Here is a 22,886-nt window from a genome sequence, read left to right on the forward strand (position 1 = left end):
GGCCAAAGCCTCGCTCATCATGCGCATCCACGTCAGCTTCATCGACCGCGTCGGCATCACCCAGGAAGTCCTGGCCCTGCTCGGCGCCCGCAACCTGAACCTCGATGCCGTGGAGATGGTCCCGCCAAACGTCTACATCGACGCCCCGACCCTGAGCCCCGCCGTGCTTGAAGAGCTGCACGACGCCCTGCTCGAGGTGCACGGCGTGCAGTCGGTGGAAGTGGTCGACATCCTCCCCGGCCAGCGCCGCCACCTGCAGCTCGACGCCCTGCTCGCCGCCATGAGCGACCCGGTGCTGGCGGTGGACAGCGCGGGCAAGGTGCTGCTGGCCAACCCGGCGCTGATCGCCCTGTGCGGACGTGAGTCCGCCGGGCGTTCGGTGGGCGAACTGTTCGGTGATCCGGACCTGCTCCAGGCCCTGCTGGACAACAATTTCCACCTGCCCATGCGCGAAATGCAGTTGAACGGCCAGAGCCTACTGCTCGATGCCACGCCGATCACCCACGCCGGCGGCCTGCTGACCCTTTACCCGCCCAACCGCATGGGCGAGCGCCTGTCGGCGCTGCACCACGATCACGCCGAGGGTTTCGACGCCATGCTCGGCGACTCACCGGCAATCCGCACCCTCAAGGCCCGCGCCTTGCGCGTGGCCACCCTCGATGCGCCACTGCTGGTGCACGGCGAGACCGGCACCGGCAAGGAACTGGTGGCCCGTGCCTGCCACGCCATCAGCAGCCGCCATGCCGCGCCGTTCCTGGCCCTCAACTGCGCGGCGCTGCCCGAGAGCCTGGCCGAGAGTGAACTGTTCGGCTATGCCCCCGGCGCCTTCACCGGCGCGCAACGTGGCGGCAAGCCCGGGCTGATGGAGCTGGCCAACCAGGGCACGGTGTTCCTCGACGAGATCGGCGAGATGTCGCCCTACCTGCAGGCCAAGCTCCTGCGTTTTCTCAGCGACGGCAGCTTCCGCCGGGTCGGTGGTGACCGCGAGGTGAAAGTGGATGTGCGCATCATCAGCGCCACTCACCGCGACCTGGAACGCATGGTCGCCGAGGGCACCTTCCGCGAAGACCTGTTCTACCGCCTCAATGTCCTCAACCTGCAGGTGCCACCGCTGCGCGAGCGCGGCCAGGACATCCTGTCGCTGGCGCATTTCTTCATGCAGCAGGCCTGCACCCAGATCCAGCGCCCGGCCTGCCGCCTGGCCCCGGCCACGCACCCCGCACTGCTGGCCAACCCCTGGCCGGGCAACGTGCGCCAGCTGCAAAACGTGATCTTCCGTGCTGCGGCCATCTGCGAAAGCAACCTGGTAGACATCGGCGACCTCGACATCGCCGGCACCTCGGTGGCCCGTGGGCAGGATGGCGAGGTAGCAAGCCTGGAACAGGCGGTGGGGGATTTCGAGCGCGAACTGTTGCAGCGGCTGTATGCCAGCTACCCCTCGACCCGGCAGCTGGCGGGACGCTTGCAGACTTCGCACACGGCCATCGCCCAGCGCTTGCGCAAATATGGAATCCCAACCAGAGGTTGAAGCAGGCGTATGAATTGTATCGATTTCATTACGCCGTATCGATATCGGTACACATCCATTTGCATGCGTCTTTGCAAGGGTTTGATCCCGCAACGCTTTTGATTCCCGGCCTACCTGTATCGATTTCGTTCCATAAAAATGACAAAAATCCTACTATATTTAGACAAATAATTGATTATTAAGGATTTTTAGTAGCTGGCCGCATTATTGCTAAGGGAATTCCAACCTTAAGAGCGCGGAGCCTACCGCGCCCAACGCCCCCTGCTTCCCGAGGAATTCCCATGAGCGAGTTGCGTTTCACCGAAGATCACGAATGGCTGCGCGTCGAAACTGACGGCAGCGTCACCGTGGGCATCACCGCCTACGCCCAGAACGCCCTTGGCGACGTGGTCTATGTGCAACTGCCGGAGCTGCAGCAGTACGACAAGGGCGCCGAAGCCTCCACCGTGGAATCGGTCAAAGCCGCCAGCGGCGTGTACATGCCGCTCACCGGTGAAGTGGTCGCTGTCAATGAAGACCTGAACGACAGCCCCGAGCTGGTCAACGAAGACCCGCTGGGCGAAGGCTGGTTCTTCCGCTTCATCCCTGCCGACATGAGCGAAGTGAACGCCCTGCTCGACCAGGACGCCTACGACCGCCTGCTCAAAGCCAACGACGACGCCTGAGGTACTGCATCATGACCATCAACCTCGGCACCGCCAACGAATTCATCGCCCGTCATATCGGCCCGCGCGCCGCTGACGAGCAGGCCATGCTCACCACCCTGGGCTTCGACTCGCTGGAAGCGATGACCGCCGCCGTCATCCCCGACAGCATCAAGGGCACCAGCGTGCTCGGCAGCGACGACGGCCAGAGCGAGGCCGACGCCCTCGCCGCGCTGAAGGCGATTGCCAGCAAGAACCAGCTGTTCAAGAGCTACATCGGCCAGGGCTACTACAACACCCACACCCCGGCACCGATCCTGCGCAACCTCCTGGAAAACCCGGCCTGGTACACCGCCTACACCCCGTACCAACCCGAGATCTCCCAGGGCCGCCTGGAAGCGCTGCTGAACTTCCAGACCCTGATCAGCGACCTCACCGGCCTGCCGATCGCCAACGCCTCGCTGCTCGACGAAGCCACCGCCGCGGCCGAGGCCATGACCTTCTGCAAGCGCCTGTCGAAGAACAAGGCCAGCCACGCCTTCTTCGCCTCCGTGCATTGCCACCCGCAGACCCTCGACGTGCTGCGCACCCGCGCCGAGCCGCTGGGCATCGAGGTGGTGGTGGGCGACGAGCGCGAACTGGGCGATGTCAGCGCCTTCTTCGGCGCCCTGCTGCAGTACCCGGCCAGCAACGGTGACGTGTTCGACTACCGCGAAGTGGTGCAGCGCTTCCACGCCGCCGGCGCCCTGGTGGCCGTGGCCGCCGACCTGCTGGCCCTGACCCTGCTCACCCCGCCGGGCGAATTCGACGCCGACGTGGCCATCGGCAGCGCCCAGCGCTTCGGTGTGCCGCTGGGCTTCGGTGGCCCGCACGCGGCCTACTTCGCCACCCGCGACGCGTTCAAGCGCGACATGCCGGGCCGCCTGGTCGGCGTATCGATCGACCGCTTCGGCAAGAGCGCCCTGCGCCTGGCCATGCAGACCCGCGAGCAGCACATTCGCCGCGAGAAGGCCACCAGCAACATCTGCACCGCCCAGGTGCTGCTGGCCAACATTGCCAGCATGTACGCCGTGTACCACGGCCCGGCCGGCCTCAAGCGGATCGCCGAACGCACCCACGCGCTGACCGCGATCCTCGCTACCGGCCTGACCAAGCTGGGCATCAAGGTCGTCACCGGCGATTTCTTCGACACCCTGACCCTGGCCACGGGAGAGAGCACCAGCGCACTGCACGACAAGGCACGCGCCCAAGGCATCAACCTTCGCCAGGTCGACGCCGCCCAGCTGGGCCTGTCGCTGGACGAAACCAGCACCCAGGCCGATGTCGAGGCCCTGTGGCAGCTGTTCGCCGACGGCCAGGCCATCCCTGACTTCACCGCCCTGGCCAACACCATCGCCGTGCGCCTGCCGGCCGGCCTGCTGCGCCAGTCGGCGATCCTCGAGCACCCGGTGTTCAACCGCTATCACAGCGAAACCGAGCTGATGCGCTACCTGCGCCGTCTGGCCGACAAGGACCTGGCGCTGGACCGCAGCATGATCCCGCTGGGTTCGTGCACCATGAAGCTCAACGCCGCCAGCGAGATGATCCCGGTGACCTGGGCCGAGTTCGGCAACCTGCACCCGTTCGCCCCGGCCGAGCAGAGCCAGGGTTACCTGCAGATGACTACCGAGCTGGAAGCCATGCTCTGCGCCGCCACCGGCTATGACGCCGTGTCGCTGCAGCCCAACGCCGGTTCCCAAGGCGAGTACGCCGGCCTGCTGGCGATCCGCGCCTACCACCGCAGCCGCGGCGACAGCCACCGCGACATCTGCCTGATCCCGTCCTCGGCCCACGGGACCAACCCCGCCACCGCGCACATGGCCGGCATGCGCGTGGTGGTCACCGCCTGCGACGCCCGTGGCAACGTCGACATCGACGACCTGCGCGCCAAGGCCATCGAGCACCGTGAGCGCCTGGCGGCGATCATGATCACCTACCCGTCGACCCACGGCGTGTTCGAGGAAGCCATCGGCGAGATCTGCGCGATCATCCATGACAACGGCGGCCAGGTGTACATCGACGGCGCCAACATGAACGCCATGGTCGGCCTGTGCGCCCCGGGCAAGTTCGGCGGCGACGTCTCGCACCTGAACCTGCACAAGACCTTCTGCATCCCCCACGGCGGTGGCGGCCCGGGTGTCGGCCCGATCGGCGTCAAGTCGCACCTGGCGCCGTTCCTGCCCGGTCACGCCGCCCTGGAAAACACCCAGGGCGCGGTCTGTGCCGCACCGTTCGGCAGCGCCAGCATCCTGCCTATCACCTGGATGTACATTCGCATGATGGGTGGCGCCGGTCTCAAGCGCGCCTCGCAGATGGCGATCCTCAACGCCAACTACATCGCCCGCCGCCTGGAAGAGCACTATCCTGTGCTGTACACCGGTGGCAACGGCCTGGTGGCGCATGAGTGCATCCTCGACCTGCGTCCGCTCAAGGACACCAGCGGCATCAGCGTCGACGACGTGGCCAAGCGCCTGATCGACTTCGGCTTCCACGCCCCGACCATGTCCTTCCCGGTGGCCGGCACGCTGATGATCGAACCGACCGAAAGCGAGTCCAAAGAGGAACTGGACCGCTTCTGCAACGCGATGATCCAGATCCGCGAGGAGATTCGTGCCGTCGAGAACGGCAGCCTGGACAAGGACGACAACCCGCTGAAGAACGCCCCGCACACCGCGGCGGAGCTGGCCGGCGAATGGACCCACGGCTATAGCCGCGAGCAGGCGGTGTACCCGCTGCCGAGCCTGGTGGAAGGCAAGTACTGGCCACCGGTGGGCCGCGTCGACAACGTGTTCGGCGACCGCAACCTGGTCTGCGCCTGCCCGTCGATCGAGAGCTATCAGGACGTCTGATAGCTCTTCCATGTAGGAGTGAGCCTGTGGGAGCAGGCTTTGTGGGAGCGGGCTGGCCCCGCGATTTGCGGTATCGGCCCTATCGCGGGGCAAGCCCGCTCCCACGCAGTCCACTCCCGCGCATGCCGACTCACCCAGGAGGTTGCACCATGTCCCTGAGCGTCTTCGACCTGTTCAAGATCGGCATCGGCCCCTCCAGCTCGCACACGGTCGGGCCGATGCGTGCCGCCGCGCGCTTTGCCGAAGGCCTGCGCCGTGATGGCCTGCTGGCCGGTACGGCCACGGTCAAGGCCGAGCTGTACGGCTCGCTCGGCGCCACCGGCAAGGGCCACGGCAGCGACAAGGCCGTGCTGCTGGGCCTGGAAGGCGAACACCCCGATACCGTCGACACCGAGTCCATCCCAGCCCGCTTGCAGGCGATCCGCGACAGCGGCCACCTGCGCCTGCTCGGCGAGCACGAAATCGTCTTCGTCGAGAAGCAGCACCTGGCGATGATCCGCAAGCCGCTGGACTACCACCCCAACGGCATGATCTTCCGTGCCTTCGACCAGGCCGGGCTGCAGATCCGCAGCCGCGAGTACTACTCGGTGGGGGGCGGCTTCGTGGTCGACGAGGACGCGGCGGGCCATGACCGCATCGTCGAGGACAGCACCGTGCTGCCCTACCCGTTCAAGACCGGCAAGGAACTGCTCGGCCATTGCACCGCGCAGCACCTGTCGTTCAGCCAGGTGATGCTGGCCAACGAAGCCGCCTGGCGCCCGGAAGCCGAGACCCGTGCCGGCCTGCTGCGCATCTGGCAGGTGATGCAGGACTGCGTCGAGGCCGGCTGCCGCCACGAGGGCATCCTGCCCGGCGGGCTCAAGGTCAAGCGCCGGGCGCCGGCACTGTATCGCCAGCTCAGCCGCCATCCGGAGGCGAACCTGCGTGATGCGCTGTCGGTGCTCGACTGGGTCAACCTTTATGCCCTGGCGGTGAACGAGGAAAACGCCTACGGCGGCCGCGTGGTCACCGCACCGACCAACGGCGCGGCCGGCATCGTCCCGGCGGTGCTGCACTACTACATGCGCTTCGTCCCCGGTGCCAATGAGGACGGCGTGGTGCGCTTCCTGCTCACCGCGGCGGCGATTGGCATCCTCTACAAGGAAAACGCCTCGATCTCCGGCGCCGAGGTCGGCTGCCAGGGCGAGGTCGGCGTGGCCTGCTCGATGGCCGCCGGCGCCCTGTGCGAAGTGATGGGGGGTACCCCGCAACAGGTGGAAAACGCCGCCGAGATCGGCATGGAACACAACCTGGGCCTTACCTGCGACCCCATCGGCGGGCTGGTGCAGGTGCCCTGTATCGAGCGCAACGCTATGGGCTCGGTGAAGGCGATCAACGCGGTGCGCATGGCCCTGCGCGGCGACGGGCAGCATTACGTCTCACTCGACAAGGTCATCCGCACGATGCGCCAGACCGGCGCCGACATGAAAAGCAAATACAAGGAGACCGCCCGCGGCGGTCTGGCCGTCAACATCATCGAATGTTGACCCGAACAAAAACGAGGAGTCACCGATGTCCGAAACACTGCACAAGACCCCACTGCACGCCCTGCACCTGGAGCTGGGAGCACGCATGGTGCCCTTCGCCGGCTACGACATGCCGGTACAGTACCCGCTGGGCGTGCTCAAGGAGCACCTGCATACCCGCGAGCAGGCCGGCCTGTTCGACGTCTCGCACATGGGTCAGATCATCCTGCGCGGCAGCGACGCCGCCCGTGCCCTGGAAACCCTGGTGCCGGTGGACATCGTCGACCTGCCGGTGGGCATGCAGCGCTATGCCATGTTCACCAATGCCGAGGGCGGCATCCTCGACGACCTGATGGTCGCCAACCTGGGTGACGACACCCTGTTCCTGGTGGTCAACGCCGCCTGCAAGGACCAGGACCTGGCGCACCTGCGCAAACATATCGGTGATCGCTGCGAGATTCAGCCACTGTTCGAGCAGCGCGCCCTGCTCGCCCTGCAAGGCCCGGCGGCGGTCAAGGTGCTGGAGCGCATGGCTCCGGAAGTGATCGGCATGACCTTCATGCAGTTCCGCCCGGTCAGCCTGCTCGGCAACGACTGCTTCGTCAGCCGCTCGGGCTACACCGGCGAGGACGGCTACGAGATCTCGGTGCCGGCCGCCGCCGCCGAAGCCCTGGCCCGCCGCTTGCTGGCCGAGCCCGAGGTCCAGCCGATCGGCTTGGGCGCGCGCGACTCGCTGCGCCTGGAAGCCGGCCTGTGCCTGTACGGCCACGACATGGACACCACCACCACCCCGATCGAGGCCAGCCTGCTGTGGGCCATCTCCAAGGTGCGCCGCGCCGATGGCACCCGCGCGGGCGGCTTCCCTGGCGCCGACACCGTGTTCGCCCAGCAACAGGCTGGCGTGGCGCGCAAGCGGGTCGGCCTGCTGCCCCAGGAACGCACGCCTGTGCGTGAGGGCGCGCAGATCGTCGACCAGGCTGGCAAGGTGGTCGGCGAAGTGTGCAGCGGCGGCTTCGGTCCGACGCTCGGCGCGCCCGTGGCCATGGGCTATGTCGATAGCGAACATGCGGCCCTCGACACGGCGTTGTTTGCCGTCGTCCGTGGCAAGCAAGTTGCCCTGAAGGTCAGCAAAATGCCTTTTGTGGCACAACGTTACTACCGTGGCTGAATGAGTGGATTGGACGGGTTCGACATATTCGTTTTCGAACCTGTCCAATAACTTCTGAACATAGCGCCAGCCCAGGCGCCACGCCGTTTCCGACAAATCGTTCGGTTATCGGGAAAACCCCGATTTTCACCCGCTGGAAGGGCTTGTTTTTCGCTCGGCAGTTGGCGTAGAGTCATCGCACTGTGTTTGCATGGGTCGCAACAGTTCGTGACCTGGGCCAGTAGCCGCAATCTGCTACAACCCGTTCGACGTCTCTTACTTTCCTGCAACCCAGCCCGGTAATCTTTCGCATAAAAAATGATGCGAAAGTAACTGTCATTAAAATTGAGTTTCATAGGAAGAAAGACAATGTCGACTCGTCAGAACGGTACCGTCAAGTGGTTTAACGACGAAAAAGGTTACGGCTTCATCACCCCAGAAAGCGGTGCTGATCTGTTTGTTCACTTCCGTGCCATCGAAGGCAACGGCTTCAAGAGCCTGAAAGAAGGCCAGAAAGTCTCCTTCGAAGCCGTGCAAGGCCAGAAAGGCCTGCAGGCTGATAAAGTTCAAGTTCTCGATAAGTAATTACCGGGACACAAAAAGCCCCTGCCAAGTGCAGGGGTTTTTTTTTGCCCGTAGAATGGCGGCCTCGCCATTCGGAGCCGTCCTGCATGTCCAAGCCCCTGCTCTCACCCCAGGGTGATTTCCCCCCCGTCGGCCTGGGTCGCCGGCTGGCGGCGATGTTCTATGACTTCCTGCTGTGCACCGCCCTGCTGATCGTCACCGCCGGCGCCTACAAGATGATCCAGATGGCGATCATCGGCGAGGCGCGCATGCGTGAGCTGACAGAAGCCGGCGCGCTGGATGGCGACCCGCTGCTGTCGACGATCCTGCTGTTCGCCCTGTTCGGCTTCTTCGCCAAGTTCTGGACCCACGGCGGCCAGACCCTGGGCATGCAGGTGTGGGGGGTGCGGGTGCAGAACGCCGACGGCAGCGCCATCAGCCTGTGGCAGGCGCTGCTGCGCTTTCTGGTGTCGATCGCCTCGTGGCTGTGCCTGGGGCTGGGGTTCTTCTGGTCGCTGATCGACAAGCGCCAGCGCAGTTGGCACGACATCTACTCCGAGACCCAGCTGGTGCGCCTGCCCAAGCGCAAGAAGTAGCCTCGGCGGACATCATCTTCATGTTGCGCACAAAAAAGCCGACCCCAGGGTCGGCTTCTTTTGTGTGGCTCAGGCCATCAACCCGCCCGGCGCATCAACCACAATCCGGCCAGCGCGCAGATCCCAGCGGGGATCACCACTGCCAGCAACGGTGGGAAGCCGAACACCTGGCTCGATGGCCCCAGCAGGTCCCCGGCGATGCGGAACACGAAGCCCACCAGCACGCCAGTGAACACGCGCTGACCCAGGGTCACGGAACGCAGCGGGCCGAAGATGAACGAGATCGCCATCAATACCAGCGCCGCGGTGACCAGCGGCTGCAGGACCTTGGTCCAGAACGCCAGCCAGTAGCGCGAGTTGTTCAGCCCCTGGTCGGCCAGATAATGGATATAGTCCCACAGCCCGGTGATCGACAGCGACTCCGGCGCCAGCACCACGGTGTTGAGCAGCTCCGGCGTCACCGAGACGTCCCACACTTCCTCGGGGCTCTTGACCACTTCGGTGTGGTCGCCGCGGAAGTACGTGGTGGAGACATCGTTGAGCATCCACTTGCCTTCGACGTACTGCGCCCGGCGGGCGAAGCTGGAGGTCTGGATCTTGCGCTCGGCGTCGAAGCGGTAGCGGGTCACGCCCAGCAGCAGGCCATTGGGCTGCACCGAGTTGATGTGCACGAACTCCTCGCCCTGGCGGTGCCACATACCGCGCTTGGAGCTTTGCGCCTCGCCACCGCCCTGGGCCAACGAACGGTCGGCCTGGGCCTTGTTCTCGGTTACCGGGGCAACGTACTCGCCGATCAGCAGGCCGACCAGCATCAGCACCAGCATCGGCTTCATCACCGCCCAGACGATGCGACCGATGGACACACCGGCGGCGCGCATGATGGTCAGTTCGCTGCTGCTGGCCAGGCTGCCCAAGCCGATCAGGCAGCCGATCAGGGCCGCCATCGGCAGCATGTCGTAGAGCCGCCGAGGGGCGGTCAGCAGGACGAAGCTGCCAGCGTCCAGGAAGGTGTAGGTCGCGCTCAGGTCATTCAGTTCGTCGATCAGGGCGAACAGCGACGCCAGGCCGAGGATGATGCCGAGCACGGCGACGATCGCCAGCAGCACGCTCTTGCCGATGTAGCGGTCCAGTTTAACCACGGGCCACCTCCGCACGACGGGCAGCGCGCTTGAGACGCAGCGGCTCCCAGTACATCAGCGCCAGGCCGATCAGCAGGAACAGGCCATGGACCCACCACATGCCCAGCGAGATGGGCAGCTTGCCCTTCTCCAGGGCGCTACGCACGGAAATCAGCATCGTCAGATAGGCCATGTACAAAAGGATCGCCGGCAGCAGCTTGAGGAAGCGGCCCTGGCGTGGGTTGACGCGCGACAGCGGCACCGCCAGCAACGTCACGACGAACACCAGCAGTGGCAGCGACAGGCGCCATTGCAGCTCGGCACGCTCGCGAATGCCTTCCTGCCCGAACAGTTCGGAAGTCGGGATCGCTTCGCGCTCGGTGACTTCCTCGGCGACTTCCGGCTTGGGCAGCAGCACGCCGTAGGTGTCGTACTTGATCGCCCGGTAGTCGGCCTGGCCTGGGTTGCCGTCGTAGCGGTAGCCGTTCTCCAGTACCAGGTAACGGTTGCCGTCGGCCTGCACTTCCTGGTGGCCCTTTTCGGCGACCAGCACCGAAGGCGCGCGGTCCTTGGTCTTGTCCTGGTTGAAGCGTTTCTCGGAGATGAACACCCCGCCGAGCTTGATGCGGTCATCGGACAACTGCTCGGTGTAGGTCACCCGGGAGCCGTCGCGCAAGGTCTGGAAACGGCCCGGCACCAGGGTGTCGAACTCGGTCAGGGCATCCTGCTGGGCGATGATCTTCTGCACCTGGGCAACGCCCAGGGGCGCCAGGCTCAGGCTCAGCCAGGCGACCAAGAGGGCCACCAGCGCCGCCGGCACCATGGTCACGGTCAGCAGGCGTTGCTGACTCATGCCGGTGGCCGACAGCACGGTCATCTCGCTTTCGAGATAGAGCCGGCCATAGGCGAGCAGGATGCCGAGGAACAGCCCCAGCGGCAGGATCAGTTGCAGGAAGCCCGGCAGGCGGAACCCCATGATCATGAACAGCACGCTTGGATCGAGCGCGCCCTGGGCCGCCTGGGCCAGGTATTTGATGAAGCGCCCGCTCATAATGATCACCAGCAGCACGGCGCTGACGGCGCTCAAGGTCACCAGGACCTCGCGGGACAGATAACGAAAGACGATCAAACCAGACACTCCTGGGTTGTCAGGGGCGGACAGCCAAACGAACGATTCGGACAGCCAAGACCAATGCCGGTTCGCCAAGGCGAACCTCCATGTAAAAGTGCGCGCATTATCCTGTGATTGACCGCGCCTGTCACTTGGCCACGCAGCATGGCGCATATCGGGGTTGTCATTGTGCTCGCGGCAGGCTCAAACTGGCAGCTTTTCCGCTGGCAGGCATCGCCCGCCAGCCGCGTGTTCCGAGCGCCTGCACAAGACAGCGCCCACTGACAGACAGATCATTCGGGGACCCCAGACATGGAATTGGTTGTAAAGAGCGTAGCCGCTGTATCCGTCAAGACCGCGACCTTGGTCGTACCCGTCGGTGAAGGGCGCAAGCTCGGCGCCACCGCCAAGGCCGTCGACCAGGCCAGCGAAGGCGCGATCAGCGCGCTGCTCAAGCGTGGCGACCTGGCCGGCAAGCCGGGCCAGACCCTGCTGCTGCACAGCTTGCCGGGCCTGAAGGCCGAGCGCGTGCTGCTGGTCGGCAGCGGCAAGGACGAAGCCCTCGGCGATCGCGCCTGGCGCAAGCTGGTCGCCAGTGTTGCCGGCGTACTCAAGGGACTGGGCGGCAGCGACGCCGTGCTGGCCCTGGACGACATCGCCGTCACCGGCCGCGACGGCCACTACGGCAAATACCGCCTGCTGGCCGAGACCCTGCTCGACGGCAACTACGTGTTCGACCGCTACAAGAGCCAGAAGGCCGAACCCCGCGCCATCAAGAAAGTCACCCTGCTCACCGCCAAGGCTGGCCAGGCCGAGGCCGAGCGCGCCGTCAAGCACGCCAGCGCCATCGCCACCGGCATGGCCTTCACCCGCGACCTGGGCAACCTGCCGCCGAACGTCTGCCACCCGAGCTTCCTCGCCGAGCAGGCCAAGGACCTGGGCAAGGCACACAAAGGCCTCAAGGTCGAGGTGCTGGACGAGAAGAAGATCAAGGACCTGGGCATGGGCGCGTTCTACGCCGTGGGCCAGGGCAGCGACCAGCCACCGCGGCTGATCGTGCTCAACTACCAGGGCGGCAAGAAGAGCGAGAAACCGTTCGTGCTGGTCGGCAAGGGCATTACCTTCGACACCGGCGGCATCAGCCTCAAGCCCGGCGCCGGCATGGACGAGATGAAATACGACATGTGCGGCGCCGCCAGCGTGTTCGGCACCCTGCGCGCCGTGCTCGAGCTGCAACTGCCGATCAACCTGGTGTGCCTGCTGGCCTGCGCCGAGAACATGCCGAGCGGCGGCGCCACCCGTCCGGGTGACATCGTCACCACCATGAGCGGGCAGACCGTCGAGATCCTCAACACCGACGCCGAAGGCCGCCTGGTGCTGTGCGATACCCTCACCTACGCCGAGCGCTTCAAGCCACAGGCGGTGATCGACATCGCCACCCTGACCGGCGCCTGCATCGTCGCCCTGGGCAGCCACACCTCGGGCCTGATGGGCAACGACGACGCGCTGGTCGGCCAACTGCTGGACGCCGGCAAGCGTGCCGACGACCGCGCCTGGCAGCTGCCGTTGTTCGACGAGTACCAGGAGCAACTGGACAGCCCGTTCGCCGACATTGCCAACATCGGTGGGCCGAAGGCCGGCACCATCACCGCCGGCTGCTTCCTGTCGCGCTTCGCCAAGGCCTACCACTGGGCGCACCTGGACATCGCCGGCACCGCCTGGATCAGCGGCGGCAAGGACAAGGGCGCCTCGGGTCGTCCGGTGCCACTGCTCACCCAGTACCTGCTGGACCGCGCCGGCGCCTGATGGCGCAAGATCGGTGGCGCCCCGCGCGCCACCGGTCGGCACTGAACGATCATGAGCAAAGTCGATTTCTACATCCTGCCCAGCGACTCGCTGTCGGTGCGGCTGGATTTCGCCTGCAAGCTGTGTGAAAAGGCCTGGCGCCTCGGCCACCGGATCTACCTGCACTGCCAGGACGAGGCGCAACGCAGCGAGCTCGACCTTCGCCTGTGGCAGTTCAAGGGCGAGGTCTTCGTGCCCCACGACCACGCCGAACAGCACCCGGACGCCATTGTCGCGCTGGGTGTCGGCACTGATGCCGGCGAACACCGTGACCTGCTGATCAACCTGGGCGGCGATGTTCCCGCCTTCGTCGGCCAGTTCGAGCGGGTCGCCGAGATCGTCGTCGAGGAACCGGCCATCCGCCTGGCCGCCCGCGAGCGATTCCGTTTCTACCGCGAACAGGGCTATGCTCTGCAAGATCACCGCTTACAGCGACTCTGACGACGATGGACAAGCAGCTGAACTCCCTGACCCATTCCGCCCACCTGCTCGACGACCTCGAGTCGATCCGCGAGCTGCTGGGCGACGCCGACCTGCAACCGCCGCTGCTGACCGAGACGGTGGAGCAGATTCCCCTGTTGCTGGACGAACCTGCCGGCGCGACGCCACCGGTTGTCGAAGCCGAGCCCGCCAAAGCGCCTGAAGAGGATGCCCAGACTCGCCGCCAGGACACCCTGCTGCACCTGGACGCCGAACTGCGCGCCGCCGCGCAACTGATCATGCAGGACGTGATCAACGACTTTACCCCGCACATCGAGACCGAAATCAAGCGTCGCCTCGATGCACGGCTGGAGCGGTTGCTCAAGCGCTCCGAGTAACCATTCGTCCGGATCGCGGGGCAAGCCCGCTCCCACGACAACACGTGGGAGCGGGCTTGCCCCGCGATGGGCGCTACACCTGTCTTGAAGCGCGCAGCTTGGTTATACTTCCCGGCTTTCCCGAATTAATGCCTAAGGGTCCCGCCGCGCATGGATAAGACCTACCAGCCGCACGCCATCGAAACTTCCTGGTACAACACCTGGGAGTCCGAGAACTATTTCGCTCCACAAGGTGCAGGCGAGTCCTACACCATCATGATCCCGCCACCGAACGTGACCGGCAGCCTGCACATGGGCCACGGTTTCAACAACGCGATCATGGACGCGCTGATTCGTTTCCGCCGCATGCAGGGTCGCGACACCCTGTGGCAACCGGGCACCGACCACGCCGGTATCGCCACCCAGATGCTGGTGGAGCGCCAGCTCGAGGCCAAGGGCCAGAACCGTCACGACCTCGGTCGTGAGAAGTTCCTGGAGAAGGTCTGGGAGTGGAAGGATCAATCGGGCGGCAACATCAGCCGCCAGATCCGCCGCCTGGGCTCGTCGGTGGACTGGAGCCGCGAACGCTTCACCATGGACGACGGCCTGTCGGAAGCGGTCAAAGAGGCTTTCGTGCGCCTGCACGAGGACGGCCTGATCTACCGCGGCAAGCGCCTGGTCAACTGGGACACCAAGCTGCACACAGCGATTTCCGACCTCGAAGTGGAGAACCACGACGAGAAGGGCCACCTGTGGAACCTGCGCTACCCGCTGGCCGACGGCGCCAAGACCGCCGAAGGCAAGGACCACCTGGTGGTCGCCACCACCCGTCCGGAAACCCTGCTCGGTGACGTCGCCGTCGCCGTCAACCCGACCGACGAGCGCTACCAGGCGCTGATCGGCAAGTTCGTCGAACTGCCGCTGGTCGGCCGCCGCATCCCGATCGTCGCCGACGACTACTGCGACCCCGAGTTCGGCACCGGCTGCGTGAAGATCACCCCGGCCCACGACTTCAACGACTATGAGGTCGGCAAGCGCCACAACCTGCCGCTGCTCAATATCTTCGACAAGAACGCCACCGTGCTGGCCGCCGTGCAGGCGTTCAACCTCGACGGCAGCGTCAACGAAGGTATCGACACCTCGCTGCCAGCCCAGTACGCCGGCCTCGACCGCTTCGTCGCGCGCAAGCAGATGGTCGCCGACCTGGACGCCCAGGGCCTGCTGGTCAGCATCGACGACCACGCCCTGAAGGTCCCGAAGGGCGACCGTTCCGGCACCGTCATCGAGCCGTGGCTGACCGACCAGTGGTATGTCTCCACCAAGCCGCTGGCCGAGCCTGCCATTGCCGCCGTGGAAGACGGCCGCATCCAGTTCGTGCCCAAGCAGTACGAGAACATGTACTTCTCCTGGATGCGTGACATCCAGGACTGGTGCATCAGCCGCCAGCTGTGGTGGGGCCACCGCATCCCGGCCTGGTACGACGAGGCCGGCCAGGTCTACGTCGGCCGCGACGAGGCCGAAGTGCGCGCCAAGCACAACCTGGGCAGCGAGGTAAAACTGCGTCAGGACGACGACGTGCTCGACACCTGGTTCAGCTCGGGCCTGTGGACCTTCTCCACCCTGGGCTGGCCGGAACAGACCGAGTTCCTGAAGAAATTCCACTCCACCGACGTGCTGGTCACCGGCTTTGACATCATCTTCTTCTGGGTCGCCCGGATGATCATGCTGACGATGCACCTGATCAAGAACGAGGACGGCACCCCGCAGGTACCGTTCAAGACCGTCTATGTGCACGGCCTGGTCCGCGACGGCCAGGGCCAGAAGATGTCCAAGTCCAAGGGCAACGTCCTCGACCCGCTGGACATCGTCGACGGTATCACCCTCGACGCCCTGCTGGAAAAACGCACCAGCGGCATGATGCAGCCCAAGCTTGCCGAGAAGATCGCCAAGCAGACCAAGGCCGAGTTCCCCGAAGGCATCGCCAGCTACGGCACCGACGCCCTGCGCTTCACCTTCTGCTCGCTGGCCTCCACCGGTCGTGACATCAAGTTCGACATGGGCCGCGTCGAAGGCTACCGCAACTTCTGCAACAAGATCTGGAACGCCGCCCGCTACGTGCTGGACAAGGGCGAGGACTGCGGCCAGAACGGCGAGGCCTACGAGCTGTCGCTGGCCGACCGCTGGATCATCTCGCAGCTGCAGCGCACCGAAGCCGAGGTTACCCGTCAGCTCGAGCAATTCCGCTTCGACCTGGCCAGCCAGGCCCTGTACGAGTTCATCTGGAACCAGTACTGCGACTGGTACCTGGAGCTGTCCAAGCCGGTGCTGTGGGACGAGAACGCCCCGGTCGAGCGCGCCCGTGGCACCCGCCGCACCCTGGTGCGCGTGCTGGAAGTCGCCCTGCGCCTGGCGCACCCGTTCATGCCGTTCATCACCGAAGAGATCTGGCAGCGCATCGCGCCGCTGGCCGGTATCGAAGGCAAGACCATCATGCTGCAGCCATGGCCTGAAGCGAATGAAAGCCGCATCGACGCCGCCGCCGAAGGCGACATCGAGTGGCTCAAGGAGCTGATGGTGGGCCTGCGCAACATCCGCGCCGAGATGAACATCGGCCCGGGCAAGCCGCTGCCGCTGTTCCTGAAGAACGCCAACGCCGACGACCAGCGTCGCCTGCAGGAAAATGAAGCCCTGCTGAAGAAACTGGCCAAGGTCGAGTCGTTCACCGTGCTCGGTGAGCAGGACGAAGCGCCGCTGTCGGCCACCGCGCTGGTGGGTGACCTACAGGTGCTGGTGCCGATGGCCGGCCTGATCGACAAGGACGCGGAACTTGCGCGCCTGAGCAAGGAGATCCAGCGCCTGCAGGGCGAGGTCCAGCGCGTGGGTGGCAAGCTGTCCAACGCCGCCTTCGTCGACAAGGCACCGCCTGCGGTGATCGAGAAGGAACGCGCCAAGCTGGCCGAGTCGGAGCAGGCCCTGGCCAACTTCACCGAGCAGCATGCGCGGATTGCGGCGCTGTAACAACCTGATAGACCGCTGGGGCCGCGTTGCGGCCCTTTCGCGACACAAGGCCGCTCCCACAGGACGGCGCCAGCTTGAAAGGCGCCACTATCCTGTGGGAGCGGCCTTGTGTCGCGAAAGGGCCGCAACGCGGCCCCAGGGCCTGCAACACCGGATCCGACCATGACCAACAAACCCACCCTGCATCCGCGCAATCGCCACCAGGGCCGCTACGACTTCCCCGCCCTGATCAAGGCGCACCCGGACCTGGCCCGCTTCACCATCACCAACCCCTACGGCAAGCCCAGCATCGACTTTGCCAACCCCGAGGCCGTGCGGGTGTTCAACCGCGCCCTGCTCAAGGCCCAGTACGGCATCCAGCACTGGGACATCCCGACCGACTACCTGTGCCCGCCGATCCCCGGCCGCGCCGACTACATCCATGTGCTGGCCGACCTACTGGGCGAAGACAACGGCGGCGAAATCCCCCGCGGCGCCCAGGTGCGCGCCCTGGATATCGGCGTCGGCGCCAACTGCATCTACCCCCTGCTCGGCCACAGCGACTACCGCTGGCGCTTCACCGGCTCCGACATCGACGGCGTGGCCCTGGCCTCGGCCAAGGCCATCGTCCAGGCCAACAAGCTCGACAAGGCCATCAGCCTGCGCCAGCAAGCGCAGCCCAGGCACATCCTCAGTGGCTTGCTGCAGGCCGACGAACGCTTCGACGTCACCCTGTGCAACCCGCCGTTCCACGCCTCCCGCGAGGAAGCCACCCGCGGCAGCCAGCGCAAGTGGAAGAATCTCGGCAAGCAGGACCCCAAGCGCAAGCTGCCAGTGCTGAACTTTGGCGGACAGAACAACGAACTGTGGTGCGAAGGTGGCGAGATCCGCTTTGTCAGCCAACTGGTCGCTGAAAGCGTGCAGTACGCGGCCCAGGTGCTGTGGTTCACCAGCCTGGTGTCCAAGGCCAGCAACCTGCCGGGCATCGAGGCGGCCTTGAAGAAGGCCGGGGTGAAGGCCGTGCGCATCGTCGAGATGGGCCAGGGGCAGAAGCAGAGCCGCATGGTCGCCTGGAGCTTCCAGGACGACAGCGCACGCCAGCAATGGCATGCCGCGCGCAAATCATAGGCATGAAAAAACCGCGCCCGGGCAAGCCGGGCGCGGTTTCGTCAACGCATCAACAATTACTTGTTGATCGAGTCGGTCAGCACTTTGGCTGGAACGAACTTGACGACTTTCTTGGCAGCGATTTCGATGGCAGCGCCAGTCGAAGGGTTGCGGCCGGTACGGGCAGGACGCTCGGAGACTTTCAGCTTGCCGATGCCTGGCAGGGTGATTTCGGCGCCGTTTTCCAGTTGGTCGGCAACGATCTGGCCCAGTTGCTCCAGAGCAGCGCGCGCGGTGGTTTTCGGCGCGTCGATGGATTCAGCGATGTCGGCAATCAGTTGGTCTTTGGTCAGTGCCATGGTGGTGTTCCTTCCCTATCAAATCAGAGGTTGTGCAGCATGCTAGGTCGGTGGTCGGGCCAGCCCGGGACAATCCAGAGGCCGCGTCGATCGCGTATGTAGATACGCAAATCGGCGTTTGGTTCGACACCGCGCAAGCGATCTGCCAGCAATGCGCCACCCAAGGGGCGCAAGACCGCGCAAAGCTACCACAGGAATCGAGAAATATCCGCTGTCGACATTGATTTTGTGCAGGTTTTTCGGGGGTTTTCGGAAAAATCGCAAAAAAATGAACAAAAAACGAACAACTGGCATTTGCGCCAATATCTGGCCACTGCATCACCCCCGCCCTGATGTAAACTGAGCGACTTTTGCAGCGCGGCTTTTCACCGCTCAGACCACCGAGAATTCCATGCCAATCCGTCATTGCATCGTTCACCTGATCGACAAGAAGCCCGATGGCAGCCCCGCCGTGCTCCATGCGCGCGACAGCGAACTGGCAGCCTCCGACGCCATCGAGAACCTGCTGGCCGACCTCAACGACAGCTACAACGCCAAGCAAGGCAAAGCCTGGGGCTTTTTCCATGGCGAGTCCGGCGCCTACCCGTTCAGCGGCTGGCTCAAGCAGTACCTGGATGAGGAAAAGGACTTCGCCGCCTTCAGCCGCGTCGCCGTCGAGCACCTGCAGAAGCTGATGGAAGAGTCCAACCTTTCCACCGGTGGCCACGTGCTGTTCGCCCATTACCAGCAGGGCATGACCGAGTACCTGGCCATCGCCCTGCTGCACCACAGCGAAGGCGTAGCGGTGAACGCCGAACTCGACGTCACACCGTCGCGCCACCTGGACCTGGGCCAGTTGCACCTGGCGGCGCGGGTCAACCTGTCCGAGTGGAAGAACAACCAAAACTCCAAGCAGTACATCTCGTTCATCAAGGGCAAGAACGGCAAGAAGGTCTCGGATTATTTCCGCGACTTCATCGGCTGCCAGGAAGGCGTCGACGGCCCGGGTGAAACCCGCACCCTGCTCAAGGCCTTCAGCGACTTCGTCGAGAAAGAAGACCTGCCGGAAGAGTCTGCCCGGGAAAAAACCCAGACCCTGGTCGACTACGCCACCACCCAGACCAAGCTGGGCGAGCCGGTGACGCTGGAGGAACTCTCCAGTCTGATCGACGAGGACCGCCCCGAGGCGTTCTACGACCATATCCGCAATAGCGACTACGGGCTGTCGCCGGAGATTCCGGCCGACAAACGTACCCTCAACCAGTTCCGCCGCTTTACCGGGCGTGCCGAGGGGTTGTCGATCAGCTTCGAGGCGCATTTGCTGGGCTCGAAGGTGGAGTATGACGAAGAGGCTGGGACGCTGGTGATCAAGGGCTTGCCGACGCAATTGATCGACCAGCTGAAGCGGCGCAAGGACTGAAATCGCCGGGGCGCGTTGCGCCCCTTTCGCGCCCCACAGGCGATCACGTTTCCCTGTGGGAGCGGCCTTGCGTCGCGAAAGGGCAGCAAATCAGTCCCAGCGATCTATCATGACCACGGACGAAACCCGCCCCACCGTCGGCGAGACCACTACCCCCCGAATCCGGCATAGGACGCCACCAACGCCTCCTTCGCCGCCTTGCGCAGCTTCTTCACCAACCGCTCCTGGCGCAACGCCTCGCCCTTGTCCGGCCACTGCTCCACATACACCAGCGCCTGCGCCGGGCTGGTCTTGAAATAACGTGCGCCCTGCCCTTTCTGATGCTTGATGAAGCGCCGCTGCGGATCATCGCTGATACCGCAGTACAACGAGCCATTGGCGGCACGCACCAGGTAGACGTACCAGGGTTTGCAGTCGGGGGAAGGCGCTGTTTCGCTCACGGCTCGGTTCGGTGCAACGGAAGAAGGTCGTCAGCTTAACGCCTCAACGCGCCTGCTGGAATGCGCGAAGCCCCTTGAATGCCTGCTGGCGCACCTTGTTCTGCAACATCGGCGTCCAGCCCAGCAGCACACCCGGCATGCCCAGCGCCTGACGCGCCCAACGCCACAGGTCGAAGGTATCGTCGTGCTGGCAGATCAGCCCGTCGCGGATCACGAAGCGCGCCTGGATATCGTTGACCACCACCCGCCCGGTCTGGCTGAACAGGTAGGTCGCCACCCAGTGCGCGCCATCGCTGCGCACGTCGTCGAAGGTCAGGGTGAAGTCCTTGGCGCGGGCGGTGAGCATCCGCCACATGTCACCCGCGTCACGCCCGCGCAGGGTGCCGAAGACCGGATCGCTGAAGACGATGTCTTCGCTGTAGCAGGCCACCATGGCCTCGGCGTCCAGGCGCTGGAAGGCCTGGTAGAAACGGGTGATCAGGGCGCTGCTGGCATCGCTCATGGACTGTTCCTGCGCTAGGTGCGAAACCCGCAAGATACTGCCTGGATGCCAGCAACACCATGCCCATTCGCGTCGTGAATGACGATCACGGATCAAGCCAGAGCCTCAAACGTGCTCGCTGCTGACCTGCACATGCAGCGCCCGCCCGGCGCCGAGACCGAACAGGATCGCCCCGATGCCCAGCACCGCGAAGATCCAGCCCACCGCGCTCCAGCCACCGGTCAGATCATGCACCAGCCCTACCGCGAATGGCCCCATGGATGCCAGCGTGTAGCCCACGCCCTGGGCCATGCTCGACAGGTTCGCCGCCACATGGGCGTCCTTGGAGCGCAGCACGATCAGGGTCAGTGCCAGGGCGAAGGTGCCGCCCTGCCCCAGCCCGAGCAGGATCGCCCAGCCCCACAGCCCCTCGATCGGCGCATACAGGCAACCGAACAGCCCGCCCAGGGTCACCAGCATCACCACCACGATGGCCAGGCGCTGGTCCTTGCCCCGCGTGGCCAGCCAGGGCGCGCTCAGGGAGCTGATCAGTTGCACGATCACCGAGCCGGACAACACCAGCCCCGCCTCGGTCGGGCTCAGCCCGCGGCCGATCAGGATCGAAGGCAGCCAGCCGAACACGATATAGGCCAGCGATGACTGCAGGCCCATGTAAAGCGTCACCTGCCAGGCCAGCGGATCGCGCCACAGCCCGCGCACGCGGTAGGCCACCTTGTGCACGCCATGGCCCTGACGGGACTGGGGCAGCCAGACCAGCATCGCCAGCAAGGCAGGCAGCAGCCAGAAGCCCAGCCCCAGCGCCCAGCTGTCATCGAAGTGGCGGGTCAAGGGCACCGTGGCCCCGGCGGCCATCGCGGCGCCCAGGCACAGCGCCATGGTGTAGACGCCGGTCAGGGTACCGGCGTGCTGGGGGAAGTCGCGCTTGACGATACCTGGCAGCAGCACGCCGATGATGCCGATGCTCGCCCCCGCCATCAGGCTGCCGAGGAACACGCCAGTGGCGCCCAGGGTGCTGCGCACCAGGATGCCCAGCGCCAGGGTCAGCAGGATGCCGAAGATCACCCGCTCGCTGCCGAATCGTCGCGCCAGGATCGGCGCCAGCGGCGCGAACAGCCCCAGGCACAGTACCGGCAAGGTGGTCAGCAGCCCGGCTTGCGATGCGCTGAGCCCCAGCCCTTCGGATACCTGACCGAGCACCGGCGACATGCTCGACAGCGCCGGGCGCAGGTTCAGCGCCACCAGCACCAGGCCCAGCAGCAACAGCCAGGGCCTGCGCAGCACCACGGGCTGTTGCTGGACCTGCTCGTCGTCGGCTTCGGCGTCGATCAGCAGTTCATCGAGCTCCGCCTCGCGGGGAGCGGTGTTGCGGGTCAGTTGTTCGGCCATGGCCTTCTCGTTGTCAGGATTCGATGAGTGTCCGGCTCAGGTGCTTGGCCCGTTCCGGATCGCGTTGTTCGAGGGCGTCGAGGATCTGCCCGTGCAGGTCGAACACGGCCTGGCAACGGGGGACGCTGGTCATGTTGTGCTGCAGGGCGGCGCGGACCACGCTGGAGAAGTAGCGGTACAGCTCGCTCAGGGCGGGGTTGTGGGCGGCGTCCACCAGGCGCTGGTGGAACACCAGGTCGCATTCGACGTAGGCGTCGACATCGCCATGGAAATGCCGCGCGCTGTGTTCCAGGGCCTCGCGCAGGGCCTGCAGGTCGGTGTCGGTTCGGCGCACGGCGGCCAGGCCGATGGCTTCTGCTTCAAGAATATGGCGGGTTTCGCGGGCGTGTTCGACTGCGCAGCGGGACATGACCTGCACGGCCTGCAAGGGGTCCACGGCGGTACGCAGGTAGCTGCCGTCGCCCTGGCGGATTTCCACCAGGCCGCTGAAGGCCAGGACGCGCATGGCCTCGCGGACGGTGTTGCGGCTGATGCCCAGGTCGCTGGCCAGCTCCGGTTCGGTGGGCAGGCGCTGGCCTATCGACCAGGTACCCTTGGCGATGCGGTCGCGGAGCTGGTCTACGGCTTGTTCTACCAGGGAGCGTTTGATGAGCGGGGTCACGAGGTGGGTACGTCCAGTCATCGGATGAATTTGCTTGGGGTTGGACGATAGCGGTTGGGGGGGGATTGGGCAAGGGTTCGGGTTTCAGGGTGTGGGTTTTGAATTTTTTATGCGCATTCGTAGACGATATCGACATTTAGTCACCTTTCCGCCCTTACGGCGGGTTACTTTGGTCTTAACTCGCCGTCCGCGGCCAATCTATGGTCACCCCATTTTTTGCAATACTGTTCATCAGATGGAATGGATGGCTTGCTTCAATCTATCCGGCGTCTATTGGGCTCGCATCCCGCGC

Annotated in this window: 20 protein-coding genes; 13 read left to right on the forward strand and 7 right to left on the reverse strand. The window is 65.0% G+C overall.

The window, feature by feature from the left end; all coding sequences use genetic code 11:
- Positions 1-19: 19 nt before the first annotated feature.
- The 7 genes from AC25M7_RS19800 to AC25M7_RS19830 all read left to right on the forward strand — a co-directional run bounded on the left by AC25M7_RS19800 (position 20) and on the right by AC25M7_RS19830 (position 8,872).
- Positions 20-1,528 carry a sigma-54-dependent transcriptional regulator gene (locus AC25M7_RS19800; RefSeq protein ID WP_028691987.1) on the forward strand — a complete coding sequence of 503 codons (1,509 nt, stop codon included), beginning with the start codon at positions 20-22 and terminating at the stop codon, positions 1,526-1,528.
- Positions 1,529-1,809: 281 nt separating this feature from the next.
- On the forward strand, positions 1,810-2,193 hold the full coding sequence (gene gcvH / locus AC25M7_RS19805) for a glycine cleavage system protein GcvH (protein WP_186597003.1): 384 nt from the start codon (positions 1,810-1,812) through the stop codon (positions 2,191-2,193).
- 11 nt (positions 2,194-2,204) lie between these two features.
- Complete coding sequence (gcvP, locus tag AC25M7_RS19810) at positions 2,205-5,060, forward strand: aminomethyl-transferring glycine dehydrogenase (RefSeq protein ID WP_028691989.1); 2,856 nt, start codon at positions 2,205-2,207, stop codon at positions 5,058-5,060.
- 149 nt (positions 5,061-5,209) lie between these two features.
- Positions 5,210-6,586, forward strand: a complete 1,377-nt coding sequence (locus AC25M7_RS19815; RefSeq protein WP_028691990.1) for an L-serine ammonia-lyase — start codon at positions 5,210-5,212, stop codon at positions 6,584-6,586.
- Between the two features lie 25 nt (positions 6,587-6,611).
- Positions 6,612-7,733, forward strand: a complete 1,122-nt coding sequence (gcvT, locus tag AC25M7_RS19820) for a glycine cleavage system aminomethyltransferase GcvT (protein WP_486971383.1) — start codon at positions 6,612-6,614, stop codon at positions 7,731-7,733.
- Positions 7,734-8,081: 348 nt separating this feature from the next.
- The gene (locus tag AC25M7_RS19825; protein ID WP_028691992.1) at positions 8,082-8,297 is read left to right on the forward strand and encodes a cold-shock protein; all 216 of its coding nucleotides are present in this window, start codon (positions 8,082-8,084) and stop codon (positions 8,295-8,297) included.
- Positions 8,298-8,383: 86 nt separating this feature from the next.
- Entirely contained in the window at positions 8,384-8,872 is a 489-nt protein-coding gene (locus AC25M7_RS19830) for an RDD family protein (RefSeq protein ID WP_028691993.1), read from the forward strand.
- 77 nt (positions 8,873-8,949) lie between these two features.
- On the opposite strand, the gene lptG is transcribed toward AC25M7_RS19830, so the two are convergent.
- Together lptG and lptF are read right to left on the reverse strand one after the other, a co-directional pair.
- A complete protein-coding gene (gene lptG, locus AC25M7_RS19835) occupies positions 8,950-10,011 on the reverse strand; it encodes an LPS export ABC transporter permease LptG (RefSeq protein WP_028691994.1) in 1,062 nt (353 codons plus the stop codon).
- Positions 10,004-11,119: an LPS export ABC transporter permease LptF gene (lptF, locus tag AC25M7_RS19840; RefSeq protein WP_062360416.1), complete on the reverse strand. Its 1,116-nt coding sequence runs from the start codon at positions 11,117-11,119 to the stop codon at positions 10,004-10,006. The genes lptG and lptF overlap by 8 nt, the downstream gene beginning before the upstream one ends.
- 294 nt (positions 11,120-11,413) lie before the next feature.
- Between lptF and AC25M7_RS19845 the strand changes: the two genes are divergently transcribed.
- The 5 genes from AC25M7_RS19845 to rlmF all read left to right on the forward strand — a co-directional run bounded on the left by AC25M7_RS19845 (position 11,414) and on the right by rlmF (position 17,868).
- A complete protein-coding gene (locus tag AC25M7_RS19845; protein ID WP_028691996.1) occupies positions 11,414-12,907 on the forward strand; it encodes a leucyl aminopeptidase in 1,494 nt (497 codons plus the stop codon).
- Positions 12,908-12,958: 51 nt separating this feature from the next.
- The gene (locus AC25M7_RS19850; protein WP_062360412.1) at positions 12,959-13,387 is read left to right on the forward strand and encodes a DNA polymerase III subunit chi; all 429 of its coding nucleotides are present in this window, start codon (positions 12,959-12,961) and stop codon (positions 13,385-13,387) included.
- A 5-nt stretch (positions 13,388-13,392) separates the two neighbouring features.
- Positions 13,393-13,764 carry a hypothetical protein gene (locus AC25M7_RS19855; protein WP_062360410.1) on the forward strand — a complete coding sequence of 124 codons (372 nt, stop codon included), beginning with the start codon at positions 13,393-13,395 and terminating at the stop codon, positions 13,762-13,764.
- Positions 13,765-13,914: 150 nt separating this feature from the next.
- Positions 13,915-16,761: a valine--tRNA ligase gene (locus AC25M7_RS19860; protein WP_062360408.1), complete on the forward strand. Its 2,847-nt coding sequence runs from the start codon at positions 13,915-13,917 to the stop codon at positions 16,759-16,761.
- 162 nt (positions 16,762-16,923) lie between these two features.
- Positions 16,924-17,868, forward strand: a complete 945-nt coding sequence (gene rlmF / locus AC25M7_RS19865) for a 23S rRNA (adenine(1618)-N(6))-methyltransferase RlmF (RefSeq protein ID WP_028692000.1) — start codon at positions 16,924-16,926, stop codon at positions 17,866-17,868.
- Positions 17,869-17,924: 56 nt separating this feature from the next.
- Here rlmF and AC25M7_RS19870 read toward each other — a convergent pair whose 3' ends face one another.
- Entirely contained in the window at positions 17,925-18,206 is a 282-nt protein-coding gene (locus AC25M7_RS19870; protein ID WP_011535502.1) for an HU family DNA-binding protein, read from the reverse strand.
- A gap of 391 nt (positions 18,207-18,597) precedes the next feature.
- Here AC25M7_RS19870 and yejK point away from each other — a divergent pair, with 391 nt between their 5' ends.
- Positions 18,598-19,605: a nucleoid-associated protein YejK gene (yejK, locus tag AC25M7_RS19875; protein ID WP_062360406.1), complete on the forward strand. Its 1,008-nt coding sequence runs from the start codon at positions 18,598-18,600 to the stop codon at positions 19,603-19,605.
- Positions 19,606-19,754: 149 nt separating this feature from the next.
- Here the strand turns inward: yejK and AC25M7_RS19880 are convergent, their stop codons facing one another.
- From AC25M7_RS19880 to AC25M7_RS19895, 4 genes are all read right to left on the reverse strand, one after another.
- Complete coding sequence (locus tag AC25M7_RS19880; RefSeq protein WP_028692002.1) at positions 19,755-20,045, reverse strand: GIY-YIG nuclease family protein; 291 nt, start codon at positions 20,043-20,045, stop codon at positions 19,755-19,757.
- A gap of 43 nt (positions 20,046-20,088) precedes the next feature.
- The gene (locus AC25M7_RS19885) at positions 20,089-20,547 is read right to left on the reverse strand and encodes a nuclear transport factor 2 family protein (RefSeq protein WP_028692003.1); all 459 of its coding nucleotides are present in this window, start codon (positions 20,545-20,547) and stop codon (positions 20,089-20,091) included.
- A 105-nt stretch (positions 20,548-20,652) separates the two neighbouring features.
- On the reverse strand, positions 20,653-21,933 hold the full coding sequence (locus tag AC25M7_RS19890) for a CynX/NimT family MFS transporter (RefSeq protein ID WP_088852327.1): 1,281 nt from the start codon (positions 21,931-21,933) through the stop codon (positions 20,653-20,655).
- 13 nt (positions 21,934-21,946) lie between these two features.
- Positions 21,947-22,594 (reverse strand): FadR/GntR family transcriptional regulator, encoded by a 648-nt coding sequence (locus tag AC25M7_RS19895; RefSeq protein WP_288521988.1) that lies wholly within the window; start codon positions 22,592-22,594, stop codon positions 21,947-21,949.
- Positions 22,595-22,886: the final 292 nt, after the last annotated feature.

It is taken from the genome of Pseudomonas sp. P106(2024), assembly GCF_057480815.1.